We start from the raw sequence: 20,652 nt of genomic DNA, 5'->3' as shown, positions 1-20,652 counted from the left end.
CCCGTTCCGTAATGGACCAACTGGAGCTCAGACGTACCAATAAGGCGCTCGCGGAAAGCAAGAGGCGGCTCGAAACGATCACCGAGACCATCCCCCAAATGGTTTGGTCTGCCCGTTCGAATGGATACAATGCCTCCTATAACCATCGTTGGTATGAATTCACTGGCGTACCCCCCGGCTCGGCGGACGGCGAAGGCTGGGACAGGGTCGTTCACCCGGACGACCGGGATCGGGTTCTATCCGCTTGGCAGGATTCCCTCGCGACCGGCGAGGACTACGAGATAGAATATCGGCTTCGCCACCATTCGGGGGTGTATCGGTGGATCCTGGGCCGCGGAAGCCCGTTCCGCGACAGCCAAGGGCGGATTGAGCGATGGTACGGGACTTACACGGATATCGATGATTGGAAGAAGGCCGAGGCGTCTCTTGTGGACGGCGAGGAGCGCTACCGTGCATTGATCGAGGCCAGCACAGCCATCGTCTGGCGTGCGTCGAAAGACGGCTCGATCATCGAGGGCTGGGGCTGGGAGACCTTCTGCGGCCAAGGACCTGACGCCTACAGGGGCGAGGGCTGGTTGGACGCGGTCCATCCCGACGATCGGGAACGCGTCATGGCCGCTTGGCGGGAGACGCTCGCCTCTCCCAAGCCCAGCGCGAACGAGTATCGGGTTTTGCATCGGGATGGCCAATACCGGTGGATCCACGCCCGGGTCGTGCCCCTCAAGGGAACCGATGGTTCGATCCGGGAATGGGTCGGCACGATCACCGACATCAACGACAGCAAGCAGGCCGAAGCCGAACTCTGGCGGGCTGCGAACCATGATTCTCTGACCGGATTGCCCAATCGGGTCCTGTTCCAGCTTCGTCTGGAGCAGGCCGTCGCGGAGGCGAAGCAGAACAACGGGGCCGTGAGTCTCCTGCTGATCGATCTGGACGACTTCAAGGACGTTAATGACACCCTCGGTCACGATGCAGGCGACGCGCTGCTCAAGGAGACAGCGGCTCGTCTGTCGATGATGACCCGCGATTGCGACACCGTGGCAAGACTCGGAGGCGATGAGTTCGCGGTGCTTCTGGTGGAGCCATTTCGGCTCAACCATGCGACGGGTTTAGCCGAGAGCATGATCAAGAGATTGCGCCAGCCCTATTCCTACGCGGGACGAGCGCTCGTCACCCGGGCCAGCATCGGGGTCGCGGCATTTCCCGATCATGATTCGGAGCCGGTCGAACTCATGAAGGACGCAGATATCGCGCTCTTTCGAGCGAAGGCCGAGGGCCGCAACCGGGTCACGGCGTATTCGCCCGCCATGAGAGCATCGACAGAACAGCGCCTCACGCTGGGACGAGAGGTGCGGGAGGCGATTTCCCGGGACTGTATCGTGCCTTTCTACCAACCGAAGGTATGCCTCTCCACGGGCAGGATTATCGGCGTGGAGGCTCTGGCGCGGTGGAGGCACCCGACCAAAGGCATCTTGACGCCGGATACCTTCGGCGCAGCCTTCGACGATCCCGAACTTGCGACAGCTATCGGCAAGCGGCTGATCGGAAAGATTTCCTCGGACATGCGCAGGTGGCTCGATGCTGGCATCAATCCGGGTCGAGTGGGCGTCAACCTCTCATGCGCAGAGTTCGGCCAGCCTGATCTTGCAGAGGATATCCTGCGCATCCTGGCGCTCGTAAAGGTGCCGACGGATCACTTCGAGATCGAGGTCACCGAAAAGGTCCTGCTGGAGGGGCGGTCGGATTCCGTGTCGGCCACGTTGGAGAAATTCCAGCGGCATGGGGTTCAGATCGCGCTCGACGATTTCGGAACGGGCTATGCCTCCCTGGCCCATCTCAAGCGGTTTCCGGTCCATCACATCAAGATCGACAGGACCTTCGTTTTTGACCTTGAGCAGGATGCAGGCGACGAAGCCATCGTGGCAGCGGTCATTGGCCTTGGCCGTAGCCTCAACATCCAGGTGACCGCTGAAGGCGTGGAGACCGAGGGACAGGCGCAAAGGCTGCGTGAATTGGGCTGCAATAACGCCCAGGGCTACCTCTTCGCGAAGCCGATGGCAGTTTCAGAGCTTTCTTCGTATTTCAGCAACAATATCCGCCCTTCTGCCTGAGCCGCAAGCCTAGACGCTCTCGCCCTTTCTGATAAGCCGTGCATCACTTGCCCAGTATGGGGATAGGCCTATAAATGCGTACTGGCCGGGCTGGGGTGGCTCGGCAAGACGGCATTCCTATCAGGTCGGTGCCCAGGCGTCGCCCTCACTTCATGCAAAGGCCATAGATGGCACTGGTCAAGACGTCTGAACTTCCAGGCAAGGGTAACTCACGTTCTGCGAGCAATGACGTGTCGCCGACCCCTATCAAGGGGCCGGGCGGGCAGCGGCGGGCGCTCGACCGGATGAGAGCCCGACAACAGAAGGCTGCGGAGCGCATCGGCGCAGCTACCGAAGAGCTTGCAAGCGGAGTGGTCGAAGCATCCTCGGCAGCTGAAGAGCTACGCCGCGCCATGGAGCAGATTGCGACCGGCGCGGAGGAAGCCGCCGGGGCCGCCCAGCAATCCCTTACCGCCATCATGAGCCTCGGCGCATCCTTTTCCGATGCCCGTACACATGCGGAGGCCTCCCGGGCAAGGACGGCGGCTCTTCAGACCCTTCTCGCCGAGACAGGCGCTCAGATCAATATCTCCGTGGCGGCCGTGGAGGCGAATGCTTCGCGCCAGCAGACCCTGGTGGACATCATCGCGCTGCTAGAAAGGCAGGCTGTCAACATAGGTGATATCACGCGGGCGGTCGGCGACATTTCGGACCAAACCAATCTTCTGGCGCTCAATGCCGCCATCGAAGCGGCCCGGGCCGGGGACAACGGCCGGGGCTTCGCGGTCGTAGCAGACGAGGTGCGTGCCCTGGCGGCCAACTCCGAGAAGAGCGCCCATGAGGTTCAATCGCTCGCGGAAGGAATCGCGACCGAAGTTCGCTCCGTGGCCGAAAAGATCAGAAAATCCGCAGAGGACGCTTCCGGAGAGGCCCAGGTAGGCCGGTCGGTGGTTGTGGTGCTGGACAAAATCAGGACGGACGTTTCGGTCCTGGCCGAAGGCAGTCAGGCCATTCTCCTGGCTGCCGTCGAAGCCGAGTCGGCGGTCCGTGAGGCGCAGCGGGGCGCGGAGCAGGTCGCCAGTGCTGCCGAGGAGCAGGCTGCCGCAGCCGCAGAGGCGCAACGGGCCGTCCAGCAGCAGAGCGTTTCCCTGGATCAGAGCCAACAGACCGCGCAGGCTCTCGCGGCACTTGCTGACGATCTCCAGATGGGATCGACAGGCGCTGCGAATGCCGAGCAGGTCGGATCAGCCGCGGAAGAACTGTCGGCGGCGATTCAGGAACTGTCCGGCGCGGCGGGCCAGATCATGACCGCTGTCGATCAGATCAGCCGGGGGGCTCAGATGCAGGCTGCCGCGACCCAGCAGGCGAACGCGGCCATGCAGCAGATCGAGAAGGCCACGAGCGACTCGCGCGACGCAGCCGGAGCTGCGGTGAGGCAGGTCGAAGAGTTCTCGGAAGTTCTCCTGCAGAACCGGTCCTCGGTGATGCGCCTCGCCGCCGGGGTCGAAGCGACCTTGAAAGAGATGCGGGCGGTCGTCGGATCGATCGGAGGACTGGAGGATTCCAGCCGACGCATCGAGAAGATCGTGGACGGGATCGCGCTTGTGGCCGTGCAAACCAATATGCTGGCCGTGAGCGGATCGATCGAGGCCGCCCGGACAGGCGAGGCGGGCCGAGGCTTCGCCATCGTTTCCGGCGATATTCGCGCCTTGGCGCGGGATGCATCGGATAACGCCGACCGCATCAAGGACGTGGTTCGTCAGATCCGTGATCAGGTCACGGCCGTGCGCCACGATCTCGATCAAAGCATCAATGCGTCGGAGGCTGAAATCGCCAGAAACGCGCTGATTGTCTCGAGGCTTGGCGCGATCGATACGGATGTGGCGGCCATCCGGCAAGGAAATGTCGCTGTTCTGTCGGGAGCAGAAGGCATCCTAACCGCCGCTCGTGAGGTTCGAGCCGGAACGCAGCAGGTCGCGGCTGTGGCCGAGGAGGCCGGAAGCGCCGCCACTCAAGCCGCAACTGCCGCTCGCCAGCAGGCCACCAGCGCCGAGGATCTAGCAGCGGCCATCGAGGAGATTGCTTCGCTGGCCGATGAACTCCAGATCGCGGAGTCGTAAGGCCATGACGGAGACGGCCCCTCCGGCTGTCGATCGCTCGTTTCTGACAATAAAGGTCGGCGACGAGCGCTTCGCCGTGCCTGCATCCGACGTAGCAGAGGTGATCCGCCCCCCAAGCGTGACGCGCGTTCCTCTCGGACCAAAGAGCCTTGTGGGCGTCGCCAATCTCAGGGGCGCGGTGATGCCGGTGGTCTCCCTGCGGGCTCTTCTCGGGACCGAGGGTGAGCCGCCGGCAAGCCCTCGTGTGATCGTGATTGATCGTGGTTCGCCGATCGGCCTCATGATTGACGAGGTCACGGCGCTCGGCGCCGTGGATGGCGTTGGCGACACGGATCGCCCCGATGACGGGGCGCCGGCTCGGCTCATCAATCTCGACGGATTGCTGGCCCGAGACTTCGGCAGCCTTGTGCGCCGGGCGCGCCAAGGCCAGTCGTCATCTCCGGCAGGTCACGAGCAGGAGACGACGGCCGTCGACGAGGAGGCTCTCGTCAGCTTCGGTGTCGCGGGCCAGGACTTCGCCTTGCCACTCGAAAGCGTCCGCGAAGTGGTGGCTCTGCCGACCGGCATTGCAGCTGTACCGCGCACGGAGGCGGTCATGCTCGGCGTCATGACGCTGCGGGGGCAACTGCTGCCGCTTGTTTCACTTCATGGGCTTCTTGGATTGCGCGGGGGCAGTCAGAGCGATGCTCGGTCCCGGGTCGTGATCACGCATGTCGGCGATGAGGCGGTCGGCCTCGTCACAGACGGCATGAAGGAGATCCTTCGGGTGCCCTCCGGCATGATCGATCCTGTTCCGGCGGTCCTGACCCGGGGCGCTGCAGAAGCCGAGGTGCAAGGCATCTGTCGTCTCGACGGCGGGCGGAGACTTGTGTCGATTCTCTCGGCGGACCGCCTCTTCCGCGACAGGTCATTGGCCGAACGGATCGCGCCTCATACCACAGAGAGCCACGACATGGGCATGAAGGACATGCGCGCGGACAGTGACGAGCAGTTCATCGTGTTCCAGCTCGGCGGCGAGGAGTATGGCCTGCCGATCGGGTCGGTCGATGAGGTGGTTCGCGTGCCCGAGACGCTCACAAGGCTGCCCAAGGCTCCCGCTTTCATCGACGGAGTCATGAACCTGCGCGGGCGTGTCGTTCCCGTGATCGACCAGCGGCGGCGCTTCGACTTCGAGGGCAGGGGCGAGCGTAGACGCGAGCGCGTGGTCGTCGTCACGATCGATCACCTTCAGGCCGGGTTCGTCGTGGACGGCGTGTCTGAAGTACTGAAAATACCCGCAAGCCAATTGCGTCCAACGCCGGAAGTCGGCGGCGACCGAAGCCAGGTGATCGATCGCATTGCCAATATCGAAATCGAGGGGCGGATGATCCTTCTTCTCGATCCGCGCGAACTACTGGACAAGGCCGAAAAGGATCTTCTTGCGGCCATGAACGACGGCAACACGGAACGGCCCACTTCGTGATCCGGCTGCTCATCGTCGATGATTCGCCATTGATGCGCCGCCTTCTGGGCGGCGTGTTCGCCGCCGAGGGCGATTTCGAAGTTGCGTTCGCGCGAAACGGCGTCGAAGCGCTGGAACAACTGGCTGCCTTCGAGCCCAACGTCATCACGCTCGACGTGCACATGCCGGAGATGGATGGCCTCACATGCCTCGACCGGATCATGATCGAGCGGCCATGCCCGGTCGTCATGGTGTCGTCGCTGACGGAGGCGGGGGCGGGCGTAACGCTGGAGGCGATGGATCTCGGCGCCGTGGATTTTATCGCAAAGCCGGAAGGGGCCATGTCCCTTGAGATCGATATGCTTGCGCCGCGTCTGGTGGAGAAGGTTCGCGCCGCATCCGAGGCGCGTCTGCGGCGGAGCCTGAGATTGACTGATCGGGTGCGGATGCGAAGCGGCCTCGGCGCAAGACCTCGAACGGCATCTCAAAAGGCTGCTCCAGCAGCAAGAAGACGGCTTGTCGAGACTGCGTCAACCGACGGTGTCGTTCTGGTCGGAACATCCACCGGAGGCCCCCCAGCCCTGGATGCCTTGCTGTCCCGACTGCCATCCAGTTTTCCATGGCCGGTTCTGGTGGCGCAGCATATGCCGGCTTCATTCACGGGACCCCTCTCTCGCCGCCTTGACAAGCTTTGCGCATTGACCGTCACCGAGGTGACGCATCCCATGCCTCTTGCGCCGGGGTCCGTCTATATCGGTCGGGGGGATGCCGACATCATCCTTGGCATGCGCTCGACAGGCCTTGTGGTTCTGCCGGCCCCGTCGCTTCCAGAGCATCGCTGGCATCCCAGCGTCGACCGCATGGTGGAAAGTGCCATGCAGCACTTCGCGCCCGACAAGCTTGTCGGCGTATTGATGACCGGGATGGGCAACGATGGCGCGGATACCATGAGCCGCCTTCGCGCCAAAGGCGGGCGGACCATTGCCGAGGCTGAGGAGAGCGCGGTGGTATGGGGCATGCCCGGTGAACTGGTCCGTAAGGGCGGCGCCGAGTTCGTCGTTCCCCTGGACCAGATCGCCGATCGGGTCATGGACGTGGTAGGATCCCCATGAGGCGGCCGTCGAACCCTCGCGGAAGAGCCGTCAACGACGCAGATGCATCTGCGTCCATGCTCACGGCCGACGAGCTGCGCCGCTTCTGCGAATTCCTCTATCGGCGCACCGGAATGCTGTTTGGAGAAAGCAAGCGCTACTATGTGGACAGGCGCATCGCGGATCGCATGTCGGTCACGGGCGCGCGTTCCTTTCCGGCGTACTTTGCGTACCTGCAATCCAACAACGAAGAGATCGAACGCCTCATCAACGTCTTCACGGTGAATGAAACTTATTTTTACCGGGAGGAGCACCAGCTCCGCGTCCTCGGTCGGTCGCTCCTGCCGGAGATCGTGCAAGGCAGACAGCCCGGTGATCTGGTTCGCATCTGGTCGGTGCCATGCTCGACGGGCGAGGAGCCTTATTCGATCGCCATCTGGCTGCTCGAGAACTGGGCTTTGGTTGATGCCTACCATATCGAAATCGTCGGCTCGGACATCGACACGCGCGCGTTGCTCGACGCGCAGGCCGGCGAGTACGGAGAGCGGGCATTGTCGCGCCTGCCCCAGGAGGTCGTGGAACGCTATTTCGAGCCGTCCGGCGACGGACGCCGTACGCTGATCCAGGATCTTCGGGAATCGGTGAAGTTCACGCCCGTCAATCTCGTCGAGACCGCCTCCACAGCGACGCAGGGGCGGTTCGACATCATTTTCTGCCGGAACGTCCTGATCTATTTCGATGACGCTTCGCGCCTTCTCGCCGCCCACAATCTCTATGATTCTCTCCAGCCAGGGGGATTCATCTGCCTCGGGCACACCGAATCGATGTCGCGTATTTCGGACCGGTTCGCAGTCCGCCGCTTCGAGGACGGCATCGTTTATCAGCGCTCCGAGGGGAGGGGCTGATGGACGATCTCATCGAGCACTTCATCGTCGAGGCGCGAGAGCTCGTGCAGCAGGCGACGGAGGATCTCCTGGCGCTGGAGAGCGACCCGGCCGACTCCGTGCGCCTCGACAGCGCTTTCCGTGCGGTGCACACCCTTAAGGGATCGGTTGGGCTTTTCGATTTCCCGCCCTTGAACCTTGCGCTCCATGCCGCCGAAGACGTTCTCGGCGGACTGAAGGATGGACGCGCCACCGTTGACAGGGCTGTCGTCGACGCGCTGCTCGAATGCATCACTCGAACTGAGCAGTGGGTTGGGGTCATCGAGCAGACGGGGCATCTGCCGCCGGACGCCGCAGCGGAGGGGCGGCGTCTTGAGCGCGCGCTGCGCTCCAAACTCGATGCGCGCCCCTCTAACGAGGCCGGCAACGCGCCATCGACAGATGCCTCCTGGGCCTGGAAGCTGATTGCAGCCAACCCAGAAGCGAATACGATCCTGGAGGCGGGCGAAACGCCCCTGACCGCGATCCGCTATACGCCGCGTGCCGATTGCTTCTTTGCGGGCGACGATCCGATGGCGTTGCTTCGCTCCGTTCCCGACTTGGTGGTGCTACGACTGTCGAACAGAGAGCCGTGGCCGAGCCTGTCGGCGTTTGATCCGTTTTCGTGCAATCTCCGGATTGATGCCCTGTCGTCCGCGTCGCTCGATGAAGTGAAGTCCGTCTTCCGCTTCGTTCCGGATCAGGTCGCATTCCATGAAATGCGGAACGAGGCCGTGGATGCCTCCGGACGGGATGTTGGTCTGGGGGAGCGGGCGGCAGTCGTCGACGGCGCGGGCGCACGGGTGCTTCGCGTCGATGCGAAGCGGGTTGATCACTTGGCGGATCTCGTTGGCGAGCTTGTCATCGCCAAGAACGCCCTTGCCCATCTGGCGGCGCAGATTGACGAAGGGTTGGATCAGAGGGAGGTGGCCCAGCGCGTCGCATCGAGCCAGGCCACCATCGCGCGTCTGATAGCAGACATGCACCGGGGCATCATGGATGTGCGTATGCTGCCCCTGCGGGACATCTTCCGGCGCTTCCCGCGCGCGGTCCGGGAGATTGCAGGCCGGCTCGGCAAGGGCATCGACTTTACTGTGGAAGGCGAGGGAGTCGAGGCTGACAAATCCGTGGTCGAGGGATTGTTCGAGCCGCTCCTCCACGTCATCCGCAACGCCGTCGACCATGGAGCCGAACCGGAAACTGAGCGCCTGAAGGCCGGCAAGAGCGCACGGGCGAGGGTGACGCTGCGGGCTCGACGCGACGGCGACCGGGTGATCATCGAGGTCGAGGATGACGGGCGCGGGATCGATCCGGCAAGAATCCGTCAGGTTGCCCGCGAGCGGAAACTCCTCCCCGGCCACCAGATCGACGGGATGAGCGACGCCGAGACCCTTGATCTCATCTTCGCGCCCGGATTCTCGACCGCCTCCGAGGTGACCGATCTGTCGGGACGTGGCGTCGGTATGGACGTTGTGCGCACCGCCATCGAGAAAATGGGCGGACGCGTCGGCGTCGAGAGCTCACACGGGCGGGGGACCACCCTCCGGCTGTCCCTGCCGCTGACCGTCGTGATGACCAAGGTGATGACGGTCCGGGTCGGGGGTGAGCTTTATGGCATCCCCATGGACGGGATCGTCGAGACGGCTTTTGTGCCGTTCGAGCGCATCGTCCCGGTCCGCGACGCACAGGCCTTCGTACTGCGGGACCGGACCCTCCCACTGGTCCACCTTGCCGACCTTTTGGGCATTCGCAACGCGAAGACCGAGGAGGGCGCGAAAGTGCTCGTCATGCCGATCGGGAAGGACTTGGTCGGGATCGCAGTCGATGGGTTCGCCGAGAGGATGGACGTGCTGATGCGGCCAATGAGCGGCCTTCTCACCGGAATGCCCGGCGTAATGGGAACGACCCTGCTGGGCGACGGCAGCGTTCTCATGATCCTCGATATACCGGAGCTGATCGGATGAGCGTTCGCCTGGACGGCCACATCATCAAGCTGGAGGGGGCCTGCCGGGTCGAGGATGCGGAGCCGCTTCTGGCATGGCTTCAGGCCGACAGGAGCCGCGTCGTCGACCTGACCAGGGCAGAGCACCTTCATGCGGCCGTGGTCCAGGTTCTCATCGCATTAGAGCCTCCTTTGCAAGGCGAGAGCCGGGATCCTTTCGTTCGCAGCTGGATCGCCCCGCTCCTCCGGGAAGCGGGGCCTATCGACACAGGGTTGCAGGAGGGCTGAACGGTTGTCATTCCTTCCTCTTACATTAAAAAGAGCATATGAGTTTTCGCCCCAGGCGAAGCCGGCCGCCCGGCCAACCCTTTCCCCTCGCGGAGTACATGAGTGCCAACTACCGTTCTGATCGTCGATGACAGCAAGCTCGCCCGCATCGTTGCGGGCAAGACCGTGGCTGCGCTTCAGCCCGAATGGGACCGTATTGAGGCCAGCAACGCGAACGACGCGCTTGCGATCCTGCGGGAGCAGAAGGTCGATCTGGCCATGATTGACTTCAACATGCCGGAAATGGATGGCCTCGCACTGGCCGCACAGGTGAGGGCTCTCCACCCAAACATGCCGATCGCGGTGATCACCGCCAACATTCAGGACGAGGTGATCGCCCGGGCGCGGGAAGTCAACGCTACCTTCGTGAGCAAGCCTCTCACGGAGGACGGGCTTCGGGGCTTTGTGTCCGGGGCGGCGCTCCGCCTACGAGCGACGGGTGCTTGAGCTTTATGTCAGTTGATATCGCCCTGAGCGAGCTAGAACGTGACGCGCTGACGGAGCTGGTGAACATCGGCGTGAGCCGGGCAGCCTCGAGCCTTCGCAAGATGATCGGCGAAGAGGTGATCCTGTCCGTTCCGGCGATCGAGATACTTTCCCCGAAGGACGCGTCAAGGCTGATCGAGGAACGGGAAGCCGGTCAGCTCGTTGCTGTCCGCCAGCAGTTCGAGGGGGCATTCGCAGGTCGTGCTCTGCTGATCTTTCCCGAAGAAACCAGCCTGGATCTGGTCCGGGCTGTTGTCGGCAATCAGCTCTCGCCGGACGAAGTCGCGGAAATGGAGCAGGAGGCGCTGGCCGAAACCGGTAACGTGATCCTGAACGGTTGCCTCGCCACCATGGCGAATATGCTGAAACGCTCGCTCGACATTTCGCTGCCTGAAGTCATTCGGGGCGACGGGCCGCTTCTGTTCGAGCTCCTGCATCAGAGAGCCGAAGGCGGGCTGGTGCTGTTTCTCTACATCAATTTCTCCGTCCGCAATCGGGATATCCGGGGCTATATTGCCATGCTCATGGATCTGCCGTCGTTGGCGGCTTTGCAGCAGTTGATCGCCGATTTCATTGAGCGAGTTGTCGGAAAGGAGGTCGAATCTGTGTCATCCAAAGGAACGGATTCACAGAACGCCTCCTGGCAGGCATGACGGTCCGGAATTCACCCCAGCAGCCGCACCGGCGGGCGATCGAGTCCGCGGTCGACGAACTGCGTCGGCAGGCCGGTCCGATCTTCACCGCCCTGGAACAATCCGGGCTGCCCTTGGCTATCACCGACCCGCGGCTGCCGGACAACCCCGTCGTTTTCGTGAATGACGCCTTCTCGGAGATCACCGGTTACCCCGCAGAGGAGGCTATCGGACGCAACGGCCGATTCATGCAGGCGCCGGAGAGCGACCCGGCCACCACTGCGCGAATCCGCGCAGCCATCGAGGCCGGACGGGAGATCTCCGCCGAGGTCCTGAACGTTCGCAAGGATGGTACGCCGTACTGGAACAGGATGTTCATCGCGCCGATCCGTGATGCGAGTGGAAACATTATCTTTTTTCTGTCCACCCATTTCGACGTCACACAGGTTCACGAAGCCGAAAGGATACATAGGGATCTCCAGACCGGTCAGAAGAAGCTCGACGAAACCAACGAACGGCTCCGCTTCACCCTTGCCGTTGCAGGCGCCGGCGGGTCCTGGGAATGGGACATCGTCAACCAATGTCTCAATGCCGATGCGCGTTTCTCGGCTCTCTACGGTCTCGATCCGATAGAAGCTGCGCGGGGCGTACCCGCCGATGTTTTTTTCTCGGCGATCCATCCGGAGGACCGCCCGAGGATCCGCATTGCCGTCGCGGGCATTCTCGGCGGAGCGGAGATTTTCTCGAAAGAGTATCGGCTCGTCGCTCCTGATGGCTCGTTGCGGTGGGTCCACGCCCGTGGCCGATGCCACTTCGACGAGAACGACCAGCCTCTGCGGTTCACCGGCGTTCTGGTGGACATCACAGAGCAGAAGCACGTCGAGGAGCGCTTGCGGATTGCGCAGACCGCTGGCGGCATCGGAACCTTCGAATACGTTCAGGGCTTCGGCACGGTCAGCGTTTCGGACGAATTCTGCCGGCTCCTCGGGCTTCACCTTACCAATGCTCTGCCGGTTCGCACGATCAATGCTCTGGTGATGCCGGGAGATCCCCCGGTGATCGAGCAGAGCCCTGGCCTTGAAGGCACGTCCTACGCGGAATTCCGCATTGCGCGCTCCGATAACGGCGAACACCGTTGGCTCGCCCGCAGGGGCGAATATGTGCAGGACGTGGAGACGGCCGGCATCAGATTTATCGGCGTCGTCTATGATATCACGACCGCGAAGCAGTCCGAGGAGAGGCTTCGGGAGCTCAACGAAAAGCTCGAGAGCCGGGTCGAGGAACGGACACGTGAGCGGGATCGCCTCTGGAGCCTGTCGAGCGATCTCTTCAGCGTTTGCGACGGCCATGGACATCACACCGCCATCAATCCTGCTTGGACAGAATTGCTTGGCTATAGGGAGGACGAGGTCGTCGGAACCAGGTTTGACGCCTGGGTTCATCCCGAGGATGAAGCCTCTACACACGAACACCTGAAGGCTGTCCTGAGGGGGGATGCGGTCGGGGACTTCGACATGCGCCTCCGGGCAAAGGACGGCGCTTACCGGTGGATCAACTGGACCTTCGCGCCCGCTGGCGACATGTTCTACAGCGTCGGCCGGGACGTCACGCAACGTAAGCAGCTGGAAGACCAGCTTCGCCAGAGCCAGAAGATGGAAGCGATCGGCCAGCTGACCGGGGGCATCGCGCACGACTTCAACAACTTGCTCACCGGTATCGTTGGGTCGTTGGACCTCATGCAAACCCGCATCAGCCAGGGCCGAACCGAGAATGTCGAGCGCTACGCCAAAGCGGCAATGACGTCGGCGAACCGGGCCGCGGCGCTGACCCATCGGCTCCTTGCCTTCGCCCGGCGCCAACCCCTTGATCCTAGGTCCGTTGACGCCAATCGGCTCGTGACGTCGATGGAGGATCTTCTCCGCAGGACCATCTCCGAGTCGATCCAGCTCGAACTGGTCCCGTCAGACAACCTTTGGCTGACCCTGTGCGATCCCAACCAACTGGAAAGCGCCATCCTGAACCTCGCCATCAATGCGCGGGACGCCATGCCGGATGGCGGCAAGCTCACTATCGAGACCAGCAATTTTCATCTCGATGCTGCCTCTGCGTCGACCCAACAGGACGTCGCCCCCGGCCATTACGTGGCAATCAGCGTCTCTGATACCGGAACGGGCATGCCGGCCGACATTGTAGCTCAGGCCTTCGATCCGTTCTTCACGACCAAGCCCTTGGGTGAGGGGACCGGCCTCGGCCTCTCCATGGTGTATGGGTTCGCCAAGCAGTCCGAGGGGCATGTGCGGATCTACAGCGAGGTCGGCAAGGGCACGACCGTCAACGTCTATCTTCCGCGGTATCATGGCGAGCTCGATGACCAAGATGTGCCATCAGGCCTGAGGCAGGCTCATAGGGCCGAAGCTGGCGAGACGGTTCTCGTCGTCGAGGATGAGCCTGTGGTCAGGGGCCTCATTCTGGAGGTTCTTGGCGATCTGGGTTATCGGGCCCTGGAGGCGGATGATGGTCCGTCCGGACTGAGCGTCCTGGAATCGAAGCAGCGCATTGATCTTCTTGTCACGGATGTAGGCTTGCCAGGTCTCAACGGTCGTCAGCTGGCTGATCATGCCCGTCTGCTGCGGCCGAATCTGAGAGTCCTTTTTATCACTGGTTATGCGGAGAAAGCCGCGATTTCGTCCGGCTTTCTGGAGGCCGGCATGGAAATGATCACCAAGCCGTTCGCGGTCGATGACCTCGCAAGCCGGATTCGACACATCATCGAGAGATCATAACTTAAGGGGCGCGCCTCCGAGAGAATCCTTGGGCTAGGCCCATCCGGCAAGGCCACGGACCTGCATTGTCGAACGCTCGTGCTGACGTATTTATGGGGCGCCGGGGCTGCTGCCCGCCAGTGAGGACATCCCATGACGAAAGCCGCACTTGTCGAAGCCAATGGCGCTCACATTCCGGCCCTCGGCCTAGGAACCTGGACCCTTCGCGGTGATGCATGCTCCGAGGCTGTGCAATGGGCGCTCAAGGCGGGCTACCGCCATATCGATACGGCTGCCATGTACGGCAACGAAGAGGCCGTTGGGGCTGGCCTGAGGGCATCGGATGTCCCACGTGATGAGATTTTTGTCACGACAAAGATCTGGCACAGCGACCTCAGACCCTCCGAACTGTTGCACTCCGCCGAGGCCAGTCTCCAACGGCTCGGCCTCTCCCAAGTGGATCTTCTCCTGATCCATTGGCCCAACAGTGACGTTCCGCTCAGCGAGACCGTGAGCGCCCTGAACCAAGCCAAGCGCCAGGGGCTGACGCGTCATATCGGCGTGTCGAATTTTTCAGTCCGGCTACTGGACGAGGCGGTGCAGCATTCGAGCGAGCCACTGGTGGTGAACCAGTGCGAATACCATCCCTATTTGGATCAGACCCGCGTTCGGGCGGCCTGCCGGAAGCACGGAATGGCCTTCACGTCCTATTGTCCTCTTGGGAAGGGCGACCTGACGAAAAATCAGGTCATTCAGGCCTTGGCATCGGCGCACGGCAAGACACCTGGGCAGGTGGTGCTACGTTGGCACGTGCAGCAGCCGTCAACCGTGGCCATTCCCAAATCGGGCAACCAGGGCCGCATTGCCGAGAACCTCGACATCTTCGATTTCGAGCTGTCAGTCGACGATATGCAGCAGATCTCAGGCCTGGCGCGGCCAGACGGCCGCATGGTCCGCCCCGGCTGGGACATGGACTTCGATGACATGGCGTAACGGGAACGCCTCCGCTGGAACAGCCCTTCCAGCTTGGCGTTTCTCTCTAGAGGAGAACGCGATGCCAACTCAGCTTCCGAACGAGAGCCGTCTTCGTGAGCCAGGCTCAATGGAACTCGACCCCTCGGCGGAGGGCGTCGCCATCGACGAGACCCGACGTCTCATTGCATCCAGCAAAGTCGAGGGCACCCCCGTGTTCAACAGGGCAGGGGAGCAGCTTGGAACCGTTTATAACTTCATGGTCGACAAGATCTCCGGCCATGTGGCCTACGTGGTCATGAGCTTCGGTGGTTTCCTCGGCATTGGAGAGAGCTACCACCCGTTGCCTTGGCGGGCGCTGACCTACGATACGCGGCTTGGCGGTTACATGGTCGACGTGGACAAGGACCGTCTCGCCGACGCTCCCCGATATGGCGCGAACGAGGATCCGTTTACCGACGACGAGTACGGCGCCAGGGTAGACGCCTATTATAAAACTGCACCGACGGTGTGATCCTTCGCGCACCCATAGGGCAGCTTCTCAGTCGGCATGGCTTATGGGTTGGAGCCGTTCAAGCTCTGCCGCATTTTTTCGAGCTGCTCCCTCAGGGCGTCGAATTCTTTTGCCTTGAGGCCAGTCCCGCAGACCACACGGGGATAGGCCTCCGAGACCGGCTTTTGCAAGGCGTGACCCTTGGCCGTGAGGCTGATCCGAACCTGCCGTTCATCCTCCATGTCGCGTGACCGTTTCACGATCCCTCCCGCCTCAAGACGTTTCAGCAGAGGCGTGAGGGTGCCCGAGTCGAGATAGAGCTGCCGCCCGATATCCTTCACGGTCAAGTTGTCGTTTTCCCAAAGGACCAGAAGGACAAGGTACTGAGGGTAGGTGAGACCAAAGGGCTCCAGGAGAGGCTTGTAGAACCGACTGAACGCGTGTGACGCCGCATAGGTGGCGAAGCACAGCTGCTTGGAAAGCCTCAGAGCCTCGGAACTCAGCGTGTCAGGCTTTTTCGGCGCCATTCCGGTCTCCGGTTTGATTGACGGCCCTTTCGGATAGAAATTAGAGTGCTTGTTCATTTTACTATTGTTTGCAGTTCGATTGTAGGCTAACGGAAGTTCAATTCATTGTGTGTGTGGCTTCGACTTTTTTGACCGTCAGCCATTCTGGTTTCCAGTATCACGTTGTGTGGCGTTGCCGTTCCCGCAATGGCGTAGCTCTGCGTATAGCTGAATGAACTTCGGTACAGTTGCCGCCGACCGCTTTCGCGTGCGCGAATGCGGTGGTCTGGACTGATGTCCTCCAGTCTCGGGGAGATTTCGCCCCGTGGAAACAACCTGAACAGTGCAAATGATTGAAGGTCGGGCACACAGCCCGGCGGAGTTTCTCGGCGTTTGACGCTTCCCTTGTCGTCCAACGCTTTCAAGCAGGAAGGGAGAATATAATGTCCCGATTCAATGCGATGCAGGCGGAGGCCTGTTATGACCAGATCGAGCAGGACATCATCAGGGCTTATGTCCAGCTGGCTTTAACGCCGGATCATGCCGATGGTTCCCGCACCATCAGGCTTGCGCAGTTTGGCGCTGTCGAGGTGCGGTTGTCCGAGGCTCCCTTGGAAGACACGCCTCCCACGGTCCCTCCCTTCTGGGTAGAGATCTACTCGTATGAAAGCGATTCCATTGTCGACAGCTGTGGATGCTTCGAGTTCGACGAGGACGAGTTGTCAGCTGCGGTCGAACTCGTGATTGAAGCTCAGCAGGGTCAGCTTCTGCACTGAACGGCAAAGCTCGCTCTCATTTGATGAGAGCAACTGCCTCGCGAAAGCGCGGGTGTTCGGCCGTTCCAAGCCATTCGAACAGCACCATTTCGACGGTCACGATCTCGGCGCCGTGACGCTCCATGCGACGGATGGCTGCTTCTTTGCTTTCGGCGCGTCTCGACCCGATCGCATCGCGGGCCACGAAGACTTTTCGCCCTGCGTCGAGGAGACCGAGAACGGTCTGCAGCACGCACACGTGCGCCTCGCACCCAGCAACGACCACATCAGGGCGACTTGGGATCATCCCAGGGAAGGTTTCAGCCCGGGATGCGTCGAAGGTCATCTTGTGGACGACAGCCGCGTTGCCCGTCGGTAGCTCGTTGACCGTGGAACCAAGGCCCTTCGGATTCTGCTCGGTGAACAGGGTCGGGACGTCAAGCATGGCCGCAGCGTTGATGAGACGCCGCGCATTTGCCGTAGAGGCCGCACCGTCTTCAATGGCCGGCATCAAACGGGACTGAAAATCGATCACCAGCAGGGTCGAGGTTTCAGGATTGATCGTTCGCATCCGATTTCCTTTTCAGCCTTTCGATGCTCTCATCGGTATAGCGCGCCATGAGCTCGGAAGCCGACGCTCCGAACATTCTGATGCGACCTGTGTGTGCGAGCAACAGGAGGCCAGCCGCGTGCGCGAAAGCATCGACCATGAGCAGATCGGCCTCCTCAGGCGTCGCGCCCATTGCCATCGCGGCATTCGTAATCGGCTTGAGAGCTGCCGCAAGGCCGGCGTTGAGCTGCTCGTCCCTCTCGAGGCCAAGGCCCCTCGGCCTCATGCCGCCCCGGAAAAGATAAAAGCCAAGGTCGAGATCCCGTGGGTTCTCCGCATAAAAGCCGAAAAATGCCATGGCGGCTGCACGCAAACGAACGGCAGGATCAACGAGATTTGCTATCGCTTGGTCGACGGTCGCGCTTAGGCTCACCAGCGAGGTCTGCAGCACCTCCGCGTAGATCGCTTCCTTCGAATCGAAGTGAAAATAGAGCGCAGCCGGCGTGTATCCGGCCTCCGCCGCGATAGCGCGCAAGGACGCGCCGTCCAGTCCTTCGGTTTCGAAGACCTTTCGCGCGGCATTAAGGATGAGGCCGCGCTTCAGCTCTTTGACCGCTTGGGATCGTCCCTGCCTGCGTTGTTCCGCCACCGTTTCGGGATCTCTGATTTGCGCTTGACGATTTTTCTAACACTGTTCAAATTCGTCGGCAAGGTCGAACCAGGAGGCGTCCATGATGATGACGGCTGCGGACTACCGTGAATCGCTCCGCGCCTACAGGCCGCGGGTGTTCGTGAATGGCAGCGCCGTGGAAAGCGTCGCTGATGAGCCCCTCCTTGCGCCGGGGGTGAATGCGGTCGGCATCACCTACGACCTCGCCCACAAGACGGAGCATCTGCCGATCATGACCGCCCGCCAGGGCTCATCCGGCAAAACGGTCAACCGGATGCTCCACATCAACGAGACCTCGACGGATCTGCTCTACAAGCTCGAGGCCATTCGACTCGTGTGCAAGATTTCCGGCTGCGCTCAGCGGTATCTCACCCACGATGCCCTCAATGGGATCTTCCAGGCGACGCGGCGCACCGACGACGCACACGGAACAGATTATTCCCAGCGCTTCATCAACTATCTGCATGAGGTGCAGGATGGCGACCTGACTCTTGGCGTGGCTATGACGGACGCGAAGGGCGACCGGTCCAAGCGCCCTGGCCAGCAGGCGAATCCGGATGTCTATGTGCACATCAAGGAGCGGCGGCCGGACGGCATCGTGATCCGTGGCACGAAGGCGATCGTCACCGGTGCCCCGTACATGCACGAGTTCCTCGTCATGCCCTGCCGCACCCATACTGCTGAGGACGCCGACTTTGCGGTGTGCTGCGCCGTGCCGGTCGATGCGCCTGGTGTCACCATCGTGGCGCGGCCCGCCGGTCGGCCCGGCGAAGCGGCGGCGAAATTCTCCGCCAAGTACGGCCAATCCACGGGTGTCGTGATCTTCGACGATGTTTTCGTACCACATGACCGGGTGTTCCTAGCCGGCGAGCACGAGGAGGGTGGCTTCCTGACCACGTCTTACGCCACCCATCACCGCCATTCCTGCATCGGTGCGCGGGCAGGCTTCGGTGACCTCCTGATCGGGGCAGGCGCTTTGATGATCGAAGCGAACGGGCTCGATGGCGACCGGCATGGACATATCCGGGATGCAATGGTCGAGCTGATCACGATTACCGAAAGCTTTTATGCCTGCGGCGTCGCCTCGTCGGTCTACTGCGTCAAGGATCCTGCCGGATCCGTGATGCCGGACGCGGTATTTTCGAATATCGGCAAGCTCCTGCTCGCGACGAAGATCTACGACATGCACAAGCTTGCACATTATGTATCGGGCGGGCTCATCGTGGCCCTGCCAGGTCCAGATGAGGACCACAACCCCGAGACCCAGGGATCGCTGTCGGCGGTTCTCAGAGGACGGCCCGATATTCCGATGGAGCAGCGGATGGAAGTCTCCCGCCTCATCGAGGATCTTACCGTCTCGCACCAGGCCGGATGGTACTCCGTGATCTCCCTTCATGGTGGTGGCTCACCCGAGGCGATGAAGCGGGAGATCTGGCGCAACTATCCGATGAACGAAAAGGTCGAGCTTGTGGAGAGCCTGCTCGACCGGGGCGTGCTTGAGGATGGCAGGCGCGTATTAAAACAGCCGGGGCGGTGCTGTGCAACGGGCTGCGAGGTGCCCAGCCTGCCCGCTCCCGCGCCCGATCCTCAGCCGCCGACCCCGGTGGCGGCCGAGTAGGGGTGGCAAGCCTGGACGTGGACATTTCAAGACTCTTCGAAGCATTCTTTGCTCGGGATGCGGTCACGGTCGCCCGCGACCTGATCGGCATGACACTGCTCGTGGATGGGGCCGGCGGTCTAATTGTCGAGACGGAGGCCTACACAGGCGAGGATCCTGCGTCTCATAGTTTTCGCGGCCCAACACCCCGCAACGCGCCCATGTTCGGCCCGGGCGGCCACGCTTACGTCTATCGCTCCTATGGCATTCATTGGTGCTTGAATTTCGTATGCCTGCCTGGGAGCGCGGTCCTGATCCGGGCAGTGGAGCCCACGACGGGTATCGAGACGATGCAGGCCCGTCGTGGGGTCAATGATCCGCGCCTGCTCTGCTCAGGTCCGGGACGCCTCTGCCAGGCGCTCGGCGTGAGCAGCGCCCATAACCAGCTCCGCTTGGATCAGCCGCCTTTCAGGATCATGGAACGCGCAGAAGACGTCGAGGTCGCCATAGGATCGCGGATCGGGATCACCCGTGCGATCGAAGTGCCCTGGCGTTTCGCACTGGCAGGATCACGATTTCTCAGTCGAGCGATCTGACAAGCAAAGCTTCAGTACGTCTGCTCGGACCTCGAACGCCAATCCCGCGGGCGCTGGTCGTCGTAGAGATCGGACGGTTCTTCGGGCGGCCGGGCACGGGGCAAGCGGGCATCTTCCTCCAGCGATCGTGCCTGGCCGGGCGGCTCCTGGTCCGCAATCCTGTTGAGGAGTGCAAGTCCACCGAGGAGGAAGTCGCGGACCGCCGCGACAGCCATATCGGCAACATCTCTCAGGCGTAGATCCCCCAGACCGCCTGCATCATCCCCTGACCTATGTTGAGCTTGACTGTAAGGCGTATGGCGCTCCGGCCCGTTAGGCATCAGGCCTGAAAAGACTCCTGCGCCTGCCAGAACGGCAATCAGAACCAATGGGACGAGGAACCGGAATGCCAGACCGATGACCCTGGTGATGATCACGTAGCCGACAATCAGTATGATCGCCGTAGTTATGATGCCAATGCTCAAGCTTTCATGTCCCCATCCGATGTTCGCAACGACTGGGCGCCATCGCATGCATTGGCGGCCTTTTTATGGTTTTCACGACACCAGATGGCCCTTGAGGGCTCCCCATCCGCTGTGAACTTGCGGCAGAAAAGGTTTGTCAGGCGACCCGCGAGGCGACAGCTTGGGCCTTATGCAGCAGGCTTTGAACCCGCCGGTGTCGCGCTGAGAGGCGGAAAGCTTCCGCCACGCATGGACA

At 61.9% G+C, this 20,652-nt stretch carries 19 protein-coding genes; 15 read left to right on the top strand and 4 right to left on the bottom strand.

From position 1 onward, the window contains the following. The first annotated feature begins 11 nt into the window (after positions 1-11). The 12 genes from DRB19_RS15905 to DRB19_RS15850 all read left to right on the top strand — a co-directional run bounded on the left by DRB19_RS15905 (position 12) and on the right by DRB19_RS15850 (position 15,300). Entirely contained in the window at positions 12-2,111 is a 2,100-nt protein-coding gene (locus DRB19_RS15905; RefSeq protein ID WP_114187014.1) for a sensor domain-containing protein, read from the top strand. A gap of 230 nt (positions 2,112-2,341) precedes the next feature. After that, entirely contained in the window at positions 2,342-4,210 is a 1,869-nt protein-coding gene (locus DRB19_RS15900; protein ID WP_245439557.1) for a methyl-accepting chemotaxis protein, read from the top strand. 4 nt (positions 4,211-4,214) lie between these two features. Beyond that, on the top strand, positions 4,215-5,672 hold the full coding sequence (locus DRB19_RS15895; RefSeq protein WP_162815713.1) for a chemotaxis protein CheW: 1,458 nt from the start codon (positions 4,215-4,217) through the stop codon (positions 5,670-5,672). Further along, on the top strand, positions 5,669-6,763 hold the full coding sequence (cheB, locus tag DRB19_RS15890) for a chemotaxis-specific protein-glutamate methyltransferase CheB (protein ID WP_114187011.1): 1,095 nt from the start codon (positions 5,669-5,671) through the stop codon (positions 6,761-6,763). Before DRB19_RS15895 ends, cheB begins: the two co-directional genes overlap by 4 nt. A gap of 56 nt (positions 6,764-6,819) precedes the next feature. After that, positions 6,820-7,647 carry a CheR family methyltransferase gene (locus tag DRB19_RS15885; RefSeq protein WP_174799955.1) on the top strand — a complete coding sequence of 276 codons (828 nt, stop codon included), beginning with the start codon at positions 6,820-6,822 and terminating at the stop codon, positions 7,645-7,647. Then, positions 7,647-9,629: a chemotaxis protein CheA gene (locus DRB19_RS15880; protein ID WP_114187009.1), complete on the top strand. Its 1,983-nt coding sequence runs from the start codon at positions 7,647-7,649 to the stop codon at positions 9,627-9,629. Before DRB19_RS15885 ends, DRB19_RS15880 begins: the two co-directional genes overlap by 1 nt. Then, positions 9,626-9,895, top strand: coding sequence for a hypothetical protein (locus DRB19_RS15875; RefSeq protein WP_114187008.1), 270 nt, complete (start codon positions 9,626-9,628; stop codon positions 9,893-9,895). The genes DRB19_RS15880 and DRB19_RS15875 overlap by 4 nt, the downstream gene beginning before the upstream one ends. Before the next feature lie 102 nt (positions 9,896-9,997). Next, complete coding sequence (locus tag DRB19_RS15870; protein WP_114187007.1) at positions 9,998-10,381, top strand: response regulator transcription factor; 384 nt, start codon at positions 9,998-10,000, stop codon at positions 10,379-10,381. Positions 10,382-10,386: 5 nt separating this feature from the next. Next, positions 10,387-11,073, top strand: coding sequence for a chemotaxis protein CheX (locus tag DRB19_RS15865; RefSeq protein ID WP_114187006.1), 687 nt, complete (start codon positions 10,387-10,389; stop codon positions 11,071-11,073). Beyond that, positions 11,070-13,835 (top strand): PAS domain-containing protein, encoded by a 2,766-nt coding sequence (locus DRB19_RS15860; RefSeq protein ID WP_114187005.1) that lies wholly within the window; start codon positions 11,070-11,072, stop codon positions 13,833-13,835. Before DRB19_RS15865 ends, DRB19_RS15860 begins: the two co-directional genes overlap by 4 nt. A gap of 132 nt (positions 13,836-13,967) precedes the next feature. Next, positions 13,968-14,807 (top strand): aldo/keto reductase, encoded by an 840-nt coding sequence (locus DRB19_RS15855; RefSeq protein ID WP_114187004.1) that lies wholly within the window; start codon positions 13,968-13,970, stop codon positions 14,805-14,807. Positions 14,808-14,868: 61 nt separating this feature from the next. Next, positions 14,869-15,300, top strand: a complete 432-nt coding sequence (locus DRB19_RS15850; RefSeq protein WP_114187003.1) for a PRC-barrel domain-containing protein — start codon at positions 14,869-14,871, stop codon at positions 15,298-15,300. Between the two features lie 41 nt (positions 15,301-15,341). Here the strand turns inward: DRB19_RS15850 and DRB19_RS15845 are convergent, their stop codons facing one another. After that, positions 15,342-15,806, bottom strand: a complete 465-nt coding sequence (locus DRB19_RS15845; protein ID WP_176602647.1) for a MarR family winged helix-turn-helix transcriptional regulator — start codon at positions 15,804-15,806, stop codon at positions 15,342-15,344. Positions 15,807-16,228: 422 nt separating this feature from the next. Here DRB19_RS15845 and DRB19_RS15840 point away from each other — a divergent pair, with 422 nt between their 5' ends. Continuing rightward, positions 16,229-16,561 (top strand): hypothetical protein, encoded by a 333-nt coding sequence (locus DRB19_RS15840; RefSeq protein WP_114187001.1) that lies wholly within the window; start codon positions 16,229-16,231, stop codon positions 16,559-16,561. Between the two features lie 16 nt (positions 16,562-16,577). On the opposite strand, the gene DRB19_RS15835 is transcribed toward DRB19_RS15840, so the two are convergent. Then, a complete protein-coding gene (locus DRB19_RS15835) occupies positions 16,578-17,111 on the bottom strand; it encodes an isochorismatase family protein (RefSeq protein WP_114187000.1) in 534 nt (177 codons plus the stop codon). Beyond that, positions 17,092-17,739 (bottom strand): TetR/AcrR family transcriptional regulator, encoded by a 648-nt coding sequence (locus tag DRB19_RS15830; RefSeq protein ID WP_114186999.1) that lies wholly within the window; start codon positions 17,737-17,739, stop codon positions 17,092-17,094. Before DRB19_RS15830 ends, DRB19_RS15835 begins: the two co-directional genes overlap by 20 nt. An 82-nt stretch (positions 17,740-17,821) precedes the next feature. Between DRB19_RS15830 and DRB19_RS15825 the strand changes: the two genes are divergently transcribed. After that, a complete protein-coding gene (locus DRB19_RS15825; protein WP_114186998.1) occupies positions 17,822-19,378 on the top strand; it encodes a 4-hydroxyphenylacetate 3-hydroxylase family protein in 1,557 nt (518 codons plus the stop codon). A 23-nt stretch (positions 19,379-19,401) separates the two neighbouring features. Then, complete coding sequence (locus tag DRB19_RS15820) at positions 19,402-19,953, top strand: DNA-3-methyladenine glycosylase (protein ID WP_114187051.1); 552 nt, start codon at positions 19,402-19,404, stop codon at positions 19,951-19,953. Between the two features lie 11 nt (positions 19,954-19,964). Here DRB19_RS15820 and DRB19_RS15815 read toward each other — a convergent pair whose 3' ends face one another. Then, positions 19,965-20,417 carry a hypothetical protein gene (locus DRB19_RS15815; protein ID WP_114186997.1) on the bottom strand — a complete coding sequence of 151 codons (453 nt, stop codon included), beginning with the start codon at positions 20,415-20,417 and terminating at the stop codon, positions 19,965-19,967. Positions 20,418-20,652 lie beyond the last annotated feature (235 nt).

This window comes from Microvirga aerophila (assembly GCF_003332305.1).
GTDB lineage: Bacteria > Pseudomonadota > Alphaproteobacteria > Rhizobiales > Beijerinckiaceae > Microvirga > Microvirga aerophila.
The sequence above is the reverse complement of the archived record's forward strand: the minus strand, read 5'-3'. Positions and strand labels throughout refer to the sequence as shown.